The organism is Atopobacter phocae ATCC BAA-285 (assembly GCF_000526675.1).
Classification (GTDB): Bacteria; Bacillota; Bacilli; order Lactobacillales; family Aerococcaceae; genus Atopobacter; species Atopobacter phocae.
In genome coordinates, this window is sequence record NZ_JAGN01000040.1 from 1 (window position 1) to 16601 (window position 16601).

A 16601-nucleotide genomic window follows, 5' to 3' on the forward strand; every position below is an offset into this window, starting at 1 on the left:
TTTGGCTCTGACGACTTTCTGCTCGTTCATAGTTATCGGCCTGGATATATTCTGTTCGTTGATTCTCCATCAATTGGTTGAACACTGTTGTCAAAATGCTTTTCGAGGCATCATCTTTTACCGAATGTTCAATAATGCTTTGAACCTCTTCTCTATTCATTGTAAAATGTACTTGGGTCATGTAAAGTCCTCCTAGGTATGTTTTGTGGTAAAAACATTGTACCGTAAAAGGAGCTTTATATGACCTTTTATCTTTTACACAATTATATGGACTTTATCATTAATCACAAAGACAGGTTTATTTAATGTATTTTGTCGGTCAGTTCTCTTTTATTTTTTTAATAAAGTGGTATATTTTTATTTTGGACGAATTTATTTATTAAAGATAAATATTAAATAAATTTAACGAACTGTTAAGACTCGTTAATAACGTATCACTCAATCATATGTTTTGATATAATAAAGTATAGAGGAGTGTTTGAATGATTAATTATCCAAATGGGATGAACCGGCGGACATTAACTCATACATCAACCTCGCATGCTCGTAGAGGGATGCGATTAGAAGATTGGTTGAATGAGTCAAACGAATACTATTTAAATCGTGGCATAGCCGTTATTCATAAGAAGCCTACGCCCATTCAAATTGTTAAAGTAGATTATCCTAAACGTTCTGCTGTCAAAATAACTGAAGCATATTATAAAGAAGCTTCGACAACTGATTATAACGGTGTATACAACGGGTTATACCTTGATTTTGAAGCAAAAACTACTAAATTAAAAACGCGCTTCCCTCTTGACAATTTTTCACATCATCAAATTCAACATATGGATGCATGTGAAAAACAAGGCGGAATTAGTTTTGTCATAATGTACTTTAAGCATTACGAACTATGTTATTTAGTTCCTTTTTCGTTAATAAAAGAATACTGGGATAATAGAAAATTAAAACAATCTATTCCCTACGATGTAATTGCTCATTCTTCTTTTCCAATTCGAATGGGTTATTTACCTCGATTAGCTTATATTGAAGCTGTTGATCACTATTTAGATTTTCTAAAGGAGGATTCAGATGAATCAATCGAGAAATAAAAAGAACAGACGTCGAACTAAGAAAAAACGTTCTGTCTTAAAAAAAATATTTTCTTTTCTAATGTTTGTAATCGCATTAGTCGTTGTCGGAGGTGGCTTAACTGTTGGTTATTTTGCTATAACTGCGCCTGAATTAACAGCTGCTGATTTAGAAGGCAGTGTCGAAACTAAGATTTATGATATCAATGAAGAATTAATTGCTGAAATTGGTGGTGAAAATCGAGAAATTGTTGCTGCTAGTGAAGTGCCAGAACAAATGAAAAACGCGATTATTTCAATTGAAGATCAGCGCTTTTATAAACATTTTGGAATAGACCCCATTCGAATTGTCGGAGCTGCAGTTTCAAACATAAAAAATAAATCTCTTTCTCAAGGTGGAAGTACGATTACACAACAGTTGATTAAACTGTCTAAATTCTCGACAGCTAATTCTGATCGAACGTTTAAACGCAAAATTCAAGAAGCTATTCTCGCATTAAAAGTTGAACACGAGTACTCAAAAGAACAAATTTTAACACTCTATTTAAATAAAATCTATTTAGCTAATAACGTATTTGGTGTTCGCACTGCTGCTAAATATTATTTTGATAAACCATTAAACGAGTTAACATTAGCACAAACTGCCCTGTTAGCTGGGATGCCACAAGCCCCAAGTAATTATGATCCATATCGTCATCCAGAAGAAGCAACTAGACGTCGGAATTTGGTTCTTCAACAAATGCATAGCATGAAATTTATTTCAGATGAAGATTATAATGAAGCTATTAATGAACCACTTGAACAGAATCTCATTACTGAACATACTGAAAATGAATTAGATTTAGTTAATGATTCATTTATTCAAGTCATTGTCGATGAAGTAAAAAGAGAAACCGATTTGGATGTTTACAAAGATGGTCTAACAATTTATACAACACTTGATACGGACGCTCAAAATAAATTATATGATTTAGTCAATAATAGTGACGTTATTCCTTATCGCGATCAAGATATGCAAAGCGCTGTCACCGTATTGGATTCAAAAACTGGTGGCATTAAAGCGATCATAGGTGGACGTCATCAAGAAGTCTTATTAGGCTATAACCGTGCAACTCAACTTAAACGTTCTATCGGATCAACAATTAAGCCGTTGACCGATTATGGTCCAGCTATTGAATACTCACACATGTCTACAGGTGAAACAATCGTTGATGAACCTTATAAATATTCTAATGGCGACCCCATTAATAACTGGGACCGCGATTATATGGGAACGATGACTGCAAGAACAGCTCTAGCCTATTCTAGAAATATTCCTGCGTTAAAAATTTTCCAAAAAAATAGCCGAGATAATATCGATGCTTTTCTTAAAAAATTAGATATACGCTTAAATAATCACGGAAGTAATGGATTAGTAGAAGCTAATTCAATTACAGGCGAAGTATCACCATTAAAATTAGCTGGGGCATATCGTGCTTTTGCAAATGAAGGCATGTTCCAAAAGCCTCACGGAGTCACTCGTATCATTAAGCGAGATGGTGAAGAAATAGAATTGAATCAATCACAAGATCAAGTATTAAAACCTGAAACTGCCTATATGGTAACTGATATGTTAAAAGATGTATTTAGTTATGGAACAGCTTCAAATATTAATAGTGGATTACCAGAAGCTGGAAAAACAGGAACGAGCAACTACACTGATGATCAATTGAAACAGTTAGGGCTTGTGGGTTCTGAAGGTGTACCTGATTCTTGGTTTGTTGGATACACTCAAGATAACGTTATTTCTGTTTGGACAGGTTATGATGATCCGTTTAAAACAGAACATGCTTTAAATTACCAAGATCAAGAAATTTCTAAATTGATTTATCGTCAAATGATGAATTATTTTAACGCACAAGCTGCTCCATCTGATTGGAAACAACCTAATAATGTTGTCCGTAAAGCAATCGTATTGGGCAGTCAACCCCTTGCATTAGCTGGTCAATACACACCGGCTAATATGATTCGAAACGAATTATTTATAAAAGGACATTTGCCAGCTAACACATTATACTTTGAAAAGCCTAAGCCAGAATTAGAGGCACCTACAAATGTTAATGCAACGTACAATGCGGCAGCTCATTCTGTGACTTTTACATGGATTGGACCTGATATAGATGATTTAGAGTATGAAGTATCCGTTAATGGACAAACTACTAAATTAAAAGAAAACTCATTAACTGTAACAAATGTTGATCCTGGTGACTCAATTTCAATTTCAATTACTGCTTTTTCCAAAGGTAAGAAAAGTGACAGTGTATCAAATACGTTTACAGTACCTGATTCATCGTCAAGTAATAAAACAGATACTGAATCGTCAGACGATACTACCCCATCTCCAAATAGTCCACCGACTAATCCAGAAAGCGTAACAGGATCCGATACAAACTAAAAAAACAACCAATTCTCAGAAAGAGAATTGGTTGTTTTTTTATAGATTTTGAAAATAGACACATTCCTTTTTTAATGGACACGCTTCACACTTAGGCGAACGCGAAGTACAGTGATATCGACCAAAGAAAATAAATCGATGATGAGAAATAGACCATTCCTCTTTAGGAATAATTGCTTCTAATTGCTTTTCAACTTGTGTTACACTCGATTGCTTTGGAACGATACCTAATCGTTTTGATACACGCTCAACATGTGTATCGACTGCAATAGCAGGAATATTAAAAGCAACGCTAACAACAACATTTGCTGTTTTAACTCCCACTCCTGGCAACTTAACTAATTCTTTTTTTGAAGTAGGAACTTCTCCATTATATTTTTCAATTAATTGTTCAGCAGTAGCTTTCAAAAATTTCGCTTTATTACGATATAAACCAATCGTTTTAATTTCTGATTCGATTTCTAAAATAGAAGCTTTAGCCATTGTTTCTGGCGTGCCAAATTTTTTAAATAATGATTTTGTTGCTTTATTTACCGATACGTCTGTTGCCTGTGCACTTAAAATAGTGGCTACTAATAATTGAAAAGGTGTATCGTGTTCGAGTTCGGCTTTTGCTTCAGGAAACATTTCAGCCATGACATCGAGAATGTGTCTAATATTTATATCACTTGACATATTTACTCCTTTTTATAAATAAATTAATTACCATTTAACCAATCTTCTAGAGGAATATTGACTTGTCCACTTGATGCAGTCGTTTTGTTTTTAATCGGAGATTGTCTCTTTTGCGATAAATAGTCATCAATCTTTTGTGAAGTAGTTAAACCTAAATCTTCCCATCTTGATAAAATACGATCCATATACTTGAGACTATTTGCTTTATTTAAAACAGTTTCTTTCAAAGCGCGTTTTAACATATCTAACGGATAATGATATTTTTGTACCCATTCTTTTACTAATTCTAATTCCATTGGACTCAATTGATGATTAAACTCTGTTTGAATCGATTGAATTAAATCATGTTCATCAACATATTCTAATTCTTTATCGTTCATAGATAATTGATAATCAATTAAATCAATTAAAGGAAATAGATTATAATGATGCGTTTGTTTCCCATTCGTTGTATAACTTGTTTCTAATAAAATACCTTTTTTGTCTATTAAAGATTGAATCAATGCATAAATTTGATTTAAGTCAATTCCCATTTCCTCTTCAATTTTAGTCATGTTTGGATTACTATACTTACCATTACGATTACTCCATAAATGTAAATAGAGCATCATTTCAGTTGGCGTTAAACCAACTGATGAATAATGCTCTAATAATACAGAAGGAATCGTAACAAAAGATGACTCGAGCCAATTTGCCATCATTCCCTCTCCTTCTTCATGTCTACCAATTAAGGATAAATACGGTTCAATAAACGTGGAAACGGAATAGCTTCTCGAACGTGATCAATACCACAAACAAATGTTACTGTACGTTCTAAACCTAATCCAAATCCAGAATGTGGCACTCCACCATATCTTAATAAATCTACATACCATTTATATTCTTCAATTGGTAAGTTATGTTTTTCGATGTTACTAATCATTGTTTCTAAATCATCCTCACGTTGAGAACCACCAATAATTTCACCGTATCCCTCAGGCGCAATTAAATCGGCACATAATACAACGTCATCACGATCTGGATGAGCTTTCATGTAGAATGGTTTAATCGCTTTAGGATAATTTAAAATGAATACTGGTTTTGAAAAATGACTAGCAATAAATGTTTCATGTGGCGACCCAAAATCATCACCCCATTGAATATCATCAAATCCATTTTTAATTAATAATTCAATCGCATCATCATAACTAATACGTGGATAAGGTAATTCTGTATAAGTTTTTAATACTTCTATATCTCGTCCTAATGTTTCTAAAGCTAATGGACAATTTTCAATAACACTTTTAATAATATATGATAAGTAATCTTCTTGCACTTCAAGAGATTCATCTTGCGTTGTATTAGCCATTTCTGGTTCCATCATCCAAAATTCAATCAGATGACGACGTGTTTTAGATTTTTCAGCACGGAAAGTTGGGCCGAAAGAAAAAACTTTTCCAAAAGCCATCGCTGCTGCTTCCATATATAATTGGCCAGATTGACTTAGGTAAGCATCACGATCAAAATATTCTGTATGGAATAATTCACTTGTTCCTTCTGGTGATGAACCTGTTAAAATTGGTGGATCAATCTTTAAAAAGCCATGTTGATTAAAGTATTCATATGTTGCACGAATTAACTCGTTTCGAACAACCATTACAGCGTGTTGTTTTGAAGAACGTAACCATAAGTGACGATGATCCATTAAGAAGTCTGTTCCATGTTCTTTTGGAGTAATTGGATATTCTTGACTTGAACCAATTACTTGTAAGTCTTTAACTAATATTTCTACACCTAATGAACTTCTTGTATCTTCTTGAACAGTTCCCAAAATTTCAACAGATGTCTCTTGTGATAAATGTTTAATAGACTCAAACATTTCTTCTCCTACTTCATTTTTTAGCACAATTCCTTGGAAGAAGGCAGAACCATCTCTAAGTTGTAAGAAAATAATTTTACCACTTGAACGCTTATTTGTAATCCAAGCGCCAATTTTAATATCTTCACCAATATGTTTTTTTGCTTCTAAAATTGTCAAATAACTCATAGTTTTATTCCTTCCTTTGTCTAAATATTAGAAATATGTTTAATCCATTGACCTGACTTAGCATTCAAAAAATAATAGCCCATAGAAGCACCTTTTTTATAATTAACTTCCCATACGGGTTCATTATCTATTAAACCTAAACGAGCTTCTTTTACTTCCTTACCGGTCAACTTCAATTCATCCATTGTAATTGCTTTAGCTTCTTTTTCATTTAGAATATCTGTTTCTAAATATACTTTTTCATGTTTATTTTTAGTATCAATTACACTGAAAAAGACTTGATCTTTTTTATCAATTGCTTCAACTGTCCAATATGATTTTTTTGAATGAAACCAGTAAAAATTTTGAACAGACTTAATTTGATGTTTTTTCTTAACTAATGCAATGGCTCGCTCTTCAGCCTTAAACAGTGGTGCTTGGCTTTTTTGATAGATTGTAACGAGTACAATCATTAATAATAAGACAATGATTATAGAGGTGTGAATTATCTTTTTCTTCATTGAATTCCTCCAAAACTTTTACCACATTCTCTTGTCTATCATACACGAAAACATTAGCAATTTATAGTGCATTTACATAATTTTAATGCCTTATACTTTGCTGTTTTAAAACGTATCAATTTGAAATTCCTTACGAAAAACTTTCAAAAAGTCTATGCGATAAGTTTTTTTATTTAAGCGCGAATCGAATAACCAATAATTTATATGAGCATTGTTATTGAGATTGGTTAAATAAAAGATTCGTCGTAAACTATGTATCATTTGTGGGAAATACCACTCTTTAAAAAAGTTTTGATGAGTTAGGTGATAATATTCCCTTGTTGCATGAACGAGCGGATCATCCATATATGCAAATGGTAATTTAGCGATAAATATAGACTGTATGTTTAAATGACTCCAATTATACATTGATAAAAGACTCGGTGTAGTTAAAATAATTGGATGAATGATTAAATCAATCGATTTTAATATGACGTCTGGTTTACCTGTCATATTTAAGGCTAATAATTGATCAAAATAATCAACTTTTAATAAGTGATATAAGTATTCAATTGATTTTTGAGAAGAACATACAATTAAAGTCGCTTGTGTATTTGCTTGATATTGAGTGATTACTTGTTCATATAATTGATGTAATTCTTCTTTCTCTCTGTCATTCGAAAGAGCGTCTTCTTTATTAATAATATTTAATTGTGGACGCATATTTGGATCAATTATTTCATTTTTTGACTCGTTAATTGTATCATTAAAAAAATTAACCTCTTGTTGATCAAAGTAAAAAATATATTTATCACCCGGGTATTGATTCAACTGATCGATTAATAATTGCTCTGGTAATACTAATATTTTTCGTATATTCAATAAGTCTTTTGATAATTCCAATATATAACGTGAATCATATGTTAATAACTTTTTTAAAGACTTTAGTGACAAATGCGCCTTTTGAATTTGTTCAGTTACTAAGAAAGATTGAATAAATTCCCAAGTTTTTTGAATACGCTCTAAATAATCGAACAATTCGGATTGATGTAACACTTGTTGCGCACAATAAACATATTCTTTGTCATTAAAAGAAGCTGTAATTTGACTTTGTTCATCAATCAGTCGATGATAACTAATTGTTGCGCCATTTAACAATTGATTTAGTTGCTTAATATGTTGATTAATAATTAGCGCTTGATTCTTTTTAATGTGCTGTTGTTCTGCTTGTGATAGTTCATCTACAAACTTTTGGAGTTCATGCATGTTCAATTCTATCGTTTGATAGTGGACCAATCTTTTCTTTAGGTCATTTATATGGTGTATAATCATTCTGCGTTTAAATAATGGACCATAATTTAAAAAATACGTCGGTGAAATTAAAAGAACAGTTGCTTGTTGACTTTTTAAAAGGTTAGCTCCATATGCATTATAGGTTGTATAAGTATCTGTCGGACGACAAGCAATTTGATTAACTATTTTTTGGTCACGTGGTATCCGCCCTAGCTCTTTTAAGCATCCATCTTCCGTTAAAGATAACCAAACAAAGCAGGCCAGTAATGTTAACTTTGAAAATCGTGATTGCTGCTTAAATCGATTAAATAAGTCATAAAATTTTTCGAGATGAATATAATGATATGCAGCGTGCAATTGATTAACTGTTACATCTGTTTCTTGAAAAAAATCTTTGAGTGCTTGATCTGAAGAAACGATTAAAAGAGGTTCTTCTTTTGCTAACTCATACATTTTTAAAGCATCATGCTTCATATCATGATGTTTCATTAAATGAATGGCCGATGAAAAACTATCTTTTTTATCGTTCTTTTCTATAATCGATTGATTTTCAAGCAATTTTAAATGGTTAAAAAAAGTTTGATTAATCCATAATTTGGGGAAAATTCGAACTAAATGATTACTATGTTCATTACCCTTTTCTTCTATCGACTTTTGAATCCCTTCAAAAAAAATTACATTGTCAGATAAAAATGCTTCCTGATGACGAATGATTTCTGAAATAAAAGAAATTGACCATGTACGAATACGCTCTTCACATTTGATTAAGATTTCTGCAGTAGCGTAGGCATCATAAAATGCAGAATGTGCATGTTTTAAAGAAATATTCAAATCTTGAGCTAATAATGAAAGTTTGTAACGGTTTATTTCTGGGTAAACGACCTGAGCGAGTTCCACCGTATCGATTACTGAAACTTCTAAGGAAGGAAAACCACACATTTTAAAAGATTCATTTATAAAATGAAAATCAAATGTTGCCCCATGTGCGACAAATATACATTCTGATAGCATTTGATGTAAAAAAGGAGCGACTTCTTCAAAAGTCATTGCATCTTGAACGTCATGATTTGATATTTTAGTCAATGCAGTAATTTCTTTTGGGATTGGGCGTTCTGGTTGTATAAGCATATCATACGAGTTGATAATTTCTTGCCCTTTGACAATCACACAGCCTACTTGAATAATTCGGTCCCCATTTTCAAAGTCTGTGCCAGTTGTTTCAACATCCACTACTGCATAAATCGGTTCGTTCATACTTTTACTCCTTTCTACAATATATCGTTTGATAAAAATAAATGAGGCTGAAAAATCAGCCTCATTTAATGTTTAAGCGATTGACTACACTTCTGGATAAATGTCATCAACATGATTATTTGGATCAATCACTAAATATAAATGATTATCTTTTCCAAGTTTTGATGATTGATAGCCGTTATCGTTTCCATCTTCATCTTCTGGTGTATAAGGGAAATAGATGCGATCTTTCGCAACAATTGTATCTGATTTTGGATGTTCTAAATCACGATATAAAATATCCATCATTTCAATATCAGGATGCTTCATTACACGTTCAAACATACCTGATTCAAGACCACCTAAGTTGATGTCTTCAGAAAGTACACTATCTGCTTCTGGCAATATTTCAATTTTAATTGATTCGCATGGATGAATTTCTTGGAAGCCACCACCATTAATTCGTCCAAAAGAAGTAGAAACTTGTTTAATCCATAAATCACCAATCAAGTTACGGTTCACTGTCCATGTTTCTCCATTGCGCAAAATAAATCTTAAAGCTGACATAACTTTTTTCATAATTATCCCTCTTTCGTTTTTAACTGTTATATTCGAGTAAATGAAAACACTTCAATACTCGCTTCTATCGTCATTATAGCAAACTTTAAATCGTCTTTCAAAATTAAAAACATAAATAGTCTTTGTAATTAAATTGTATATAATCCAATAATTCATTTTGTTCATTCTGTAAATGATGATTCAATATTTTTTCTTCTATATCGTTTAAAATAACGCTATAAATTGAAGAAGGTGGAATCAATTGTTTTAATTCTTTCCCTGTTACGACAATATCTCGTTTACTATGAATCGGCAATGTATTATATCTTAAGGATGCATCATCGTCTTTAAAATCTTCAAACAATTGGGCAGCTAAATGAGCAGCTGACTCAATATTAACGTTTAATTCATATAATTCTTTATTAGACCATTTCTTGTCCAAACGCGTGTTTAATTGATTTAAAGCTAAAAGTCGTTGTTTAATCTGTTGTGTTAATTGATTAGATAACTTATAAGCCGTTTGAATGTGATGAACCATATCTGATGAATGATTTGATAGGAACAGCACAGTCGTCCACACATCCGCTTCATCGCGCCATTGAATTGGATGTTCAGTCAATATATGTAAACTTTTTCTAAAATAGTCTATAGCTGGTAATTGTTCAGCTACCCCACTTGATAACATTAATCGAATCGCTTGGGGGTAAGCTTTTCCTAAACATAATTTATGCCACTCAATTGTCATACGTTCGATTGATATTAACTTTAACTGCTCATTTAATGCTCTAATTGCCTCTAGTGTTGCATGAGAGATCGTAAAATTAAGTTGTGCCATAAATCTTAGCGCACGCATTATTCTTAATGCATCTTCATTAAAACGCTCATAAGGATTACCAACACAAGCTATTTGTTGTCGTTTAATATCACCTTGCCCGTCATAGTAATCAATTATTTGACCAGTACGCGATAATGCTAAAGCATTCATTGTGAAATCTCGTCTTAATAAGTCTTCTTTCAAATCTCTTACAAATTCAACTTGATCAGGACGTCTATGATCGGAGTATGTACCTTCTGAACGATATGTAGTTATTTCATAACTTGCTTTTTCAAAAAGTACCATGACCGTACCGTGGTCAATCCCCACATCGATTGTGCGACTGAAAATTGATTTTATTTCTTCAGGTGTTGCACTAGTCGCGATATCGATATCATGAATCGGACGATCTAAAATAATATCTCTTACACTCCCGCCAACAAAATATGCTTCAAAGCCTGCTTGTTCAATTTGTTCAATTACTGGTATAGCTTCTTGAAATAATTCATGAGTAAGTTTTACTTGCATATCAGTCTTCCTTTAAAGTTATTAGTTCGTCACTTAATTTTTTGACAGTCTCAAAATCATTATCATCTAAAGCACGATCAATTGCTTGTTTTAATTGATTTTCTTTTAACATCCGATTGATTGAACGAAGCGCCGAATCAGTTGCTTCACTTTTTTTCTCAAGTTCTTCTTGGTCTTGTTCTTGATGTGCCTCATAAATGTTGAATGATAATAACGTTTCATAAGAATGATCAAATAATAATTCGACATAAAAATCTTTACGCCAATTTGTTCGCAATTCATGAAAGGCGATTTCAGGATCTTGAATTAAGCGACCATTTTGGTAGTATTCAAATGAACGCTCTGGTGCATCTTTGATACTCATAACTAAACCGTTATCAGTTAAATGAACGTCGTCTGAAAAATGAATACGCGGAAGAATGAAATCATGATTTAATAAATAATTTAAAATCCACAAGCTTTCTCGACGACTTAACTCATAATTTTCAATAAACCATTTCAAAAATCGTTTTTTATCATTGCTAGAATGTGTCATACAAATATTCCTCCAAATAATCTAAATCACTTGAAAAGACATCATCTTGTTTAGCTGTTTCCAATAATATTTTTAGTTGTGCTTTGTCGCCAATTTCTCTTAAAAAATGAGCATAATCTTTTATAAAACTTGGATAACCTTTAAAACTGAAATAAGCTGATTCAAACATTTGTTTTGTTTCAATAACATTTTTTTCTTCCTCTTGATAAGCCAAAGCAAGAGCCCATAAAAACCATGGTTCGTCTTTAAAAGGATACTTGAGGTCCTCATTTAAAGAAATGATTTTATCATAAGCTTCTAATTCTCTTAGCAATTCAATGTATTCGCGATTTAAATGCTCAACGTGTGGATGGACAGATATGGCATTTTCCGCAACATCAATCGCTTGAACGTATAATCTTTCTTTCTTATATACTTGAATAAGTAAAAAAGCTGCCTCAATATCAGTCACATCTTGTTTTACAATCGGTTTTAACAAAGTCATCGCATGTGTCCAATCATTTTCCTTCATTGAAATTTTTGCTTCAAGACGCGTCTTTACGTTACTACTAGGAAAATCTTTTAGTTTTTCTTTTGCTTGCGTGAGATTATTTAATTCTAAATATAAATTAACTAATCTTAATTTTAACAATTCAGTTTGCGACTGCATGGAAACTTTTTCAATTGACTGGATCGCTCCTTCTATGTCTTGATATATTTCTTCTAATTGTGATAATAGGATATAATATTGATCCTTAATTTTGGAATCTATTTCATTTGAAAAATGACGTTTAAATTCGTCTAATCCTTTTTCTACTTTTTCATAGTAGCCCATCATTAAGTTGCCTTCTATTATTGACAATTCATTTTCTAAATTTGGTAATCGATCTTGTGCTTGTAACAGTTTGTATTGAGACATTTCAATATCGCCTTCTGATTCATATATAGATGCCTCAATCATCAAACGATCATAATAAGCATCGGATGTTTGATTAATTTGATATAAATATGATAAAGCTTCATCATTTTCCATTAAACTATGTAGTATAGTCGCTAAGAGAATTGTCATTTCTTCTTTATAAGTAGATTGCGGGTTTAATTCGATATATTTTATTAATAAATCTCTTACTTGTAAACGATAATCATAATGAAGTAAAATTTCAATAATTTCATAACATTTATCAAAAGATAATTGAGCGATTTCATCGAGATGTTTCATTATATATAAATTCAATTGATCCCATTCATTATCACTTATGAACTGATTGATTTGATTAAAAAACATGCACTCACCCTTTAAATAAAATTTACGCTACTTTATTTATAGTTTATCATAAATCGAAAATTTTTATTCCTTTTTAACTGATAGTTTTTATTTCAAAATTTAGGCTCAAATTTCTGCACTTTATTAACAATAAGATAAAGGGCACTTTAAACGATAAGATACAAAAAGGAGAAAGCTTGAGCTTTCTCCTTTTTATTTTTATGTTATTCCAAATGTAAAATAACATTAATTACTATTTAATTAAGCTTTAACTGCATCTTTCAATGCTTTACCTGGTTTGAATGCAGGTACTTTACTTGCTGGAATTTGAATTTCTTCACCAGTTTGTGGATTGCGACCCTTACGAGCAGCACGATCACGTACTTCAAAGTTTCCAAATCCAACTACTTGAACTTTTTCACCATCTTTAAGCGCTTCTTCAATCACTTCAAATAAAGCGTCTACTGTAGAAGTAACATCTTTTTTCTTTAATTCTGTTTTTTCTGCAATACGTTCAACTAATTGAGCTTTATTAACCATATTGACTTTCACCTCCTCAACCTGATGTGCTATGACATCTTTCGCCTCTATTTATTAATAGAGAGTAAATAAATCTTACGATTTATCCTTAAACTATTTTAGCATAAAAATACATTAATAACAATGAATTTTAAATGGTTTTAACTAAAAACTATTGATTAATAAAGAATAAATTTTTAATATGTTATGCTCGTATTTATTACTTTCTTTCTCTTGTAATTAGGCGAATTGGTGTCCCTTTAAAACCAAAGCGTTCACGAATTTGGTTATCTAGAAATCGAATATAGCTAAAATGCATTAATTCTTTATCATTAACAAATACTACAAAAGTTGGTGGTTTTATAGCTACTTGCGTGATGTAGAATATTTTTAAACGACGTCCTTTATCCGTAGGCGTAGGATTCATCGCTACAGCATCTAATAATAAGTTATTTAATAAACTTGAATTAATACGTTTAATTCGTTCTTGATGGATTAATAGTAATTTAGGCATAATATCTAATACTCTTTGTCCACTTAAGGCTGATACGAATAAAATCGGTGCATAGCTTAAATATTTAAATTCTTCACGCACATCTGTTTCAAATTTTTTCATAGTATGCGTATCTTTTTCAATCGCATCCCATTTATTGACAACAATGATAACACCTTTACCTTCATCATGTGCTAAACCAGCAATTCTTTTATCTTGTTCACGAATTCCTTCTTCTGCATTGATAACAATTAAGACAATGTCACTTTCTTCAATTGCTCGCATACTGCGAAGAACACTATATTTTTCTGTGCCTTGTTCAACCTTACCACGACGACGAATACCAGCTGTATCAACCATTTTGAATTCATTTCCGTCTTTATCTCTAAAGTACGTATGTATCGCGTCACGCGTAGTCCCAGCAATATCTGAAACAATAACACGATCTTCTCCTAAAATTTTATTTACTAAACTGGATTTTCCAACGTTAGGTCGTCCAATCAAACAAAAAGAAATAATATGTTCTTCATTTTCTTCATCACCGATAATCGGTAATTTCGCGAATACATCATCTAGTAAATCACCTAATCCTAGTCCATGACTACTTGAAACAGGATACGGATCGCCTAATCCTAATTGATAGAAATCAAATACTTCTAAACGTTGCTCAGGATTATCCACCTTATTAATCGCTAAAAAGACTGGTTTATCACTTTTATTTAAAATACTAGCAATCATTAAATCGTCATTTGTCATGCCCGCTCTAATGTCACTTACCATCACAATAATATCTGCTTCATCTATCGCAACTTGCGCTTGAAATCGAATTTGATCCATAAATGGGGTATTTTCAATTTCAATTCCTCCTGTATCAATGACATTAAATGGTTGTCCTAACCACTCTCCACGTGCATATAGACGGTCTCTAGTAACTCCTGGAACGTCTTCAACAATTGATAAACGCTCACCGACTAATCGGTTAAATAATGTGGACTTTCCAACGTTTGGACGTCCAACAATTGCTATTGTAGGTATTTTCATATATTCCCCTCCTTGTGTGTATTATTAGAAAAAGAAAAGCTCGGAACTGACAGTCCCAAGCCCTTCACAAATATAGCTTTTTAAATCCAAGTAATGATTAGTTATCCTCGTTCGCAAAGTTTGCTAATTGATCACCTAATAAATCACCTAATGTAAAACCTGATTCATCTTCTGGCATTTCAACTTGTTTTTGAGGTTTAGCTTGTTTCTTTGGTTTAGAAGCCGCTGGTTTTTCTTCAGCAGGTTTTTCTTCTAAAGCTTTAATTGATAATGATAAACGTTGGTCTTCTGGTTTAATATCAAGAACTTTAACTTGAACTTCTTGACCTTCTTTTAATTTATCGTTTGGTGTAGCGATGTGATCATGAGAAATTTGAGAGATATGAACTAATCCTTCAACGCCAGGACGAACTTCAACAAAAGCACCAAAAGCTGTTAAACGTTTAACCGTTCCTGCTAAAACATCATCAACACTTACTTCTTCAACTAATGCTTCCCAAGGTCCTGCTTGAGTTTCTTTAATTGATAATGATACGCGACCACGTTCTAAATCAATTGCTAAAACTTTAACTTGAACTTTGTCACCGATTGTTAATTCATCAGCAGGATTTTTAACATGATGATGAGCAATTTGTGAAATATGAACTAAACCATCAACTGATCCTAGATCAATGAATGCACCAAAGTTAGTTAAACGCGCTACAGTTCCTTCTAAAATAGAACCTTCTTCAACTTCTTGCAAGAATTCATTACGTTTTTCAGCTTGTTCAGCTTCAGCTAATTCTTTACGGCTTAAAATTAAACGGTTTTCACTTGGTTCAATTTCAATGATTTTGAATTCTAATTCTTGACCTTTGTAGCTTGAGAAGTCATCTACGTAATAGTTAGCTACCATTGATGCTGGTACGAAACCACGTACACCTAGATCAACAACTAAACCACCTTTAACAACATCTTTAACTGGAGCAGTTACTGTTTCACCATTTTCGAATTTTGTTTGAATTTCATCCCAAACTTTTTTAGATTCTAAACGTTTACGTGATAATGTAAAGCTTCCATTCTCTTTATCTTTATTTGATTTAATGACAACAAGTTCAACTTCGTCGCCTTCAGTTACGATATCTGTAATGGAATCAAATGAAGTTGCACTAAGCTCATTACGAGGTACGACACCTTCTACTCCGCTACCAATTATTCCCACGATAACTTGGTTATCATCTTGGATTGATAATACTTCACCCATTACAACATCACCGATGCTAATTTCTTGAACTTGCTCAAGAGCATCTTCCATTGTTTGAGTTTCTGAACCGATTTCTTGTTGTTCTAATTGTGCGTTGTTTTCTAATTCTGTCATATAAAAATTCCTCCTAATTTGCAATAGTGCTTTACATTGTAATTATATAAAACACTCGATAGTCCCATACTATCACACTTTTGCTTTAAGGTCTAGTTTAGTGAATAATATCTTTACAATTTATTCAGTTATTGTTATTTCTTTTAAAATATTATCTACAAATTTTTTAGTCAAGTCCATAATCTTGTGTAAAATACTATACAATGTTCTATACTCTCTTACTGGTTAAACTTGATATACTTTCTTGTAGAACTGAGCCATTCGTCATGTGTGTCCATCAGGACAGCGCCAATTAACCGATTG

Annotated in this window: 15 protein-coding genes; 2 read left to right on the plus strand and 13 right to left on the minus strand. The window is 32.2% G+C overall.

Annotated elements, in window-relative coordinates; translation table 11 throughout:
* Nucleotides 1–181 (minus strand): transposase (locus tag L866_RS0106715; RefSeq protein ID WP_025730379.1); only part of this gene is annotated, 181 nt, incomplete at its 3' end.
* Between the two features lie 301 nt (nt 182–482).
* Between L866_RS0106715 and recU the strand changes: the two genes are divergently transcribed.
* Nucleotides 483–1091 (plus strand): Holliday junction resolvase RecU, encoded by a 609-nt coding sequence (gene recU, locus L866_RS0106720; protein WP_025730381.1) that lies wholly within the window; start codon nt 483–485, stop codon nt 1089–1091.
* Entirely contained in the window at nt 1072–3504 is a 2433-nt protein-coding gene (locus tag L866_RS0106725; RefSeq protein WP_025730382.1) for a penicillin-binding protein 1A, read from the plus strand. The genes recU and L866_RS0106725 overlap by 20 nt, the downstream gene beginning before the upstream one ends.
* A gap of 39 nt (nt 3505–3543) precedes the next feature.
* On the opposite strand, the gene nth is transcribed toward L866_RS0106725, so the two are convergent.
* The 12 genes from nth to rpsA all read right to left on the minus strand — a co-directional run bounded on the left by nth (nt 3544) and on the right by rpsA (nt 16298).
* On the minus strand, nt 3544–4179 hold the full coding sequence (gene nth, locus L866_RS0106730; RefSeq protein WP_025730384.1) for an endonuclease III: 636 nt from the start codon (nt 4177–4179) through the stop codon (nt 3544–3546).
* 23 nt (nt 4180–4202) lie between these two features.
* The gene (locus L866_RS0106735; RefSeq protein WP_025730386.1) at nt 4203–4877 is read right to left on the minus strand and encodes a DnaD domain protein; all 675 of its coding nucleotides are present in this window, start codon (nt 4875–4877) and stop codon (nt 4203–4205) included.
* A gap of 29 nt (nt 4878–4906) precedes the next feature.
* The gene (asnS, locus tag L866_RS0106740) at nt 4907–6205 is read right to left on the minus strand and encodes an asparagine--tRNA ligase (RefSeq protein WP_025730388.1); all 1299 of its coding nucleotides are present in this window, start codon (nt 6203–6205) and stop codon (nt 4907–4909) included.
* A 20-nt stretch (nt 6206–6225) separates the two neighbouring features.
* Entirely contained in the window at nt 6226–6705 is a 480-nt protein-coding gene (locus L866_RS0106745; protein WP_025730390.1) for a cell wall elongation regulator TseB-like domain-containing protein, read from the minus strand.
* Nucleotides 6706–6810: 105 nt separating this feature from the next.
* Nucleotides 6811–9231 carry an exonuclease domain-containing protein gene (locus L866_RS0106750; RefSeq protein WP_025730392.1) on the minus strand — a complete coding sequence of 807 codons (2421 nt, stop codon included), beginning with the start codon at nt 9229–9231 and terminating at the stop codon, nt 6811–6813.
* A gap of 84 nt (nt 9232–9315) precedes the next feature.
* A complete protein-coding gene (locus L866_RS0106755; RefSeq protein WP_025730394.1) occupies nt 9316–9789 on the minus strand; it encodes a hypothetical protein in 474 nt (157 codons plus the stop codon).
* A 103-nt stretch (nt 9790–9892) separates the two neighbouring features.
* Nucleotides 9893–11110, minus strand: a complete 1218-nt coding sequence (locus L866_RS0106760; RefSeq protein ID WP_025730396.1) for a CCA tRNA nucleotidyltransferase — start codon at nt 11108–11110, stop codon at nt 9893–9895.
* A 1-nt stretch (nt 11111) separates the two neighbouring features.
* Nucleotides 11112–11645: a YpiB family protein gene (locus tag L866_RS0106765; RefSeq protein WP_025730399.1), complete on the minus strand. Its 534-nt coding sequence runs from the start codon at nt 11643–11645 to the stop codon at nt 11112–11114.
* Nucleotides 11632–12909 carry a tetratricopeptide repeat protein gene (locus L866_RS0106770; protein ID WP_025730402.1) on the minus strand — a complete coding sequence of 426 codons (1278 nt, stop codon included), beginning with the start codon at nt 12907–12909 and terminating at the stop codon, nt 11632–11634. Before L866_RS0106770 ends, L866_RS0106765 begins: the two co-directional genes overlap by 14 nt.
* A gap of 240 nt (nt 12910–13149) precedes the next feature.
* On the minus strand, nt 13150–13428 hold the full coding sequence (locus tag L866_RS0106775) for an HU family DNA-binding protein (RefSeq protein WP_025730404.1): 279 nt from the start codon (nt 13426–13428) through the stop codon (nt 13150–13152).
* Nucleotides 13429–13627: 199 nt separating this feature from the next.
* On the minus strand, nt 13628–14941 hold the full coding sequence (gene der, locus L866_RS0106780) for a ribosome biogenesis GTPase Der (protein ID WP_025730406.1): 1314 nt from the start codon (nt 14939–14941) through the stop codon (nt 13628–13630).
* A 97-nt stretch (nt 14942–15038) separates the two neighbouring features.
* The gene (rpsA, locus tag L866_RS0106785; RefSeq protein ID WP_025730408.1) at nt 15039–16298 is read right to left on the minus strand and encodes a 30S ribosomal protein S1; all 1260 of its coding nucleotides are present in this window, start codon (nt 16296–16298) and stop codon (nt 15039–15041) included.
* Nucleotides 16299–16601: the final 303 nt, after the last annotated feature.

Coding starts and splice junctions, on each gene's coding strand:
- recU (WP_025730381.1), top strand. CDS start 483: ATGATTAATTATCCAAATGGGATGAACCGGCGGACATTAACTCATACA.
- L866_RS0106725 (WP_025730382.1), top strand. CDS start 1,072: ATGAATCAATCGAGAAATAAAAAGAACAGACGTCGAACTAAGAAAAAA.
- nth (WP_025730384.1), bottom strand. CDS start 4,179: ATGTCAAGTGATATAAATATTAGACACATTCTCGATGTCATGGCTGAA.
- L866_RS0106735 (WP_025730386.1), bottom strand. CDS start 4,877: ATGGCAAATTGGCTCGAGTCATCTTTTGTTACGATTCCTTCTGTATTA.
- asnS (WP_025730388.1), bottom strand. CDS start 6,205: ATGAGTTATTTGACAATTTTAGAAGCAAAAAAACATATTGGTGAAGAT.
- L866_RS0106745 (WP_025730390.1), bottom strand. CDS start 6,705: ATGAAGAAAAAGATAATTCACACCTCTATAATCATTGTCTTATTATTA.
- L866_RS0106750 (WP_025730392.1), bottom strand. CDS start 9,231: ATGAACGAACCGATTTATGCAGTAGTGGATGTTGAAACAACTGGCACA.
- L866_RS0106755 (WP_025730394.1), bottom strand. CDS start 9,789: ATGAAAAAAGTTATGTCAGCTTTAAGATTTATTTTGCGCAATGGAGAA.
- L866_RS0106760 (WP_025730396.1), bottom strand. CDS start 11,110: ATGCAAGTAAAACTTACTCATGAATTATTTCAAGAAGCTATACCAGTA.
- L866_RS0106765 (WP_025730399.1), bottom strand. CDS start 11,645: ATGACACATTCTAGCAATGATAAAAAACGATTTTTGAAATGGTTTATT.
- L866_RS0106770 (WP_025730402.1), bottom strand. CDS start 12,909: ATGTTTTTTAATCAAATCAATCAGTTCATAAGTGATAATGAATGGGAT.
- L866_RS0106775 (WP_025730404.1), bottom strand. CDS start 13,428: ATGGTTAATAAAGCTCAATTAGTTGAACGTATTGCAGAAAAAACAGAA.
- der (WP_025730406.1), bottom strand. CDS start 14,941: ATGAAAATACCTACAATAGCAATTGTTGGACGTCCAAACGTTGGAAAG.
- rpsA (WP_025730408.1), bottom strand. CDS start 16,298: ATGACAGAATTAGAAAACAACGCACAATTAGAACAACAAGAAATCGGT.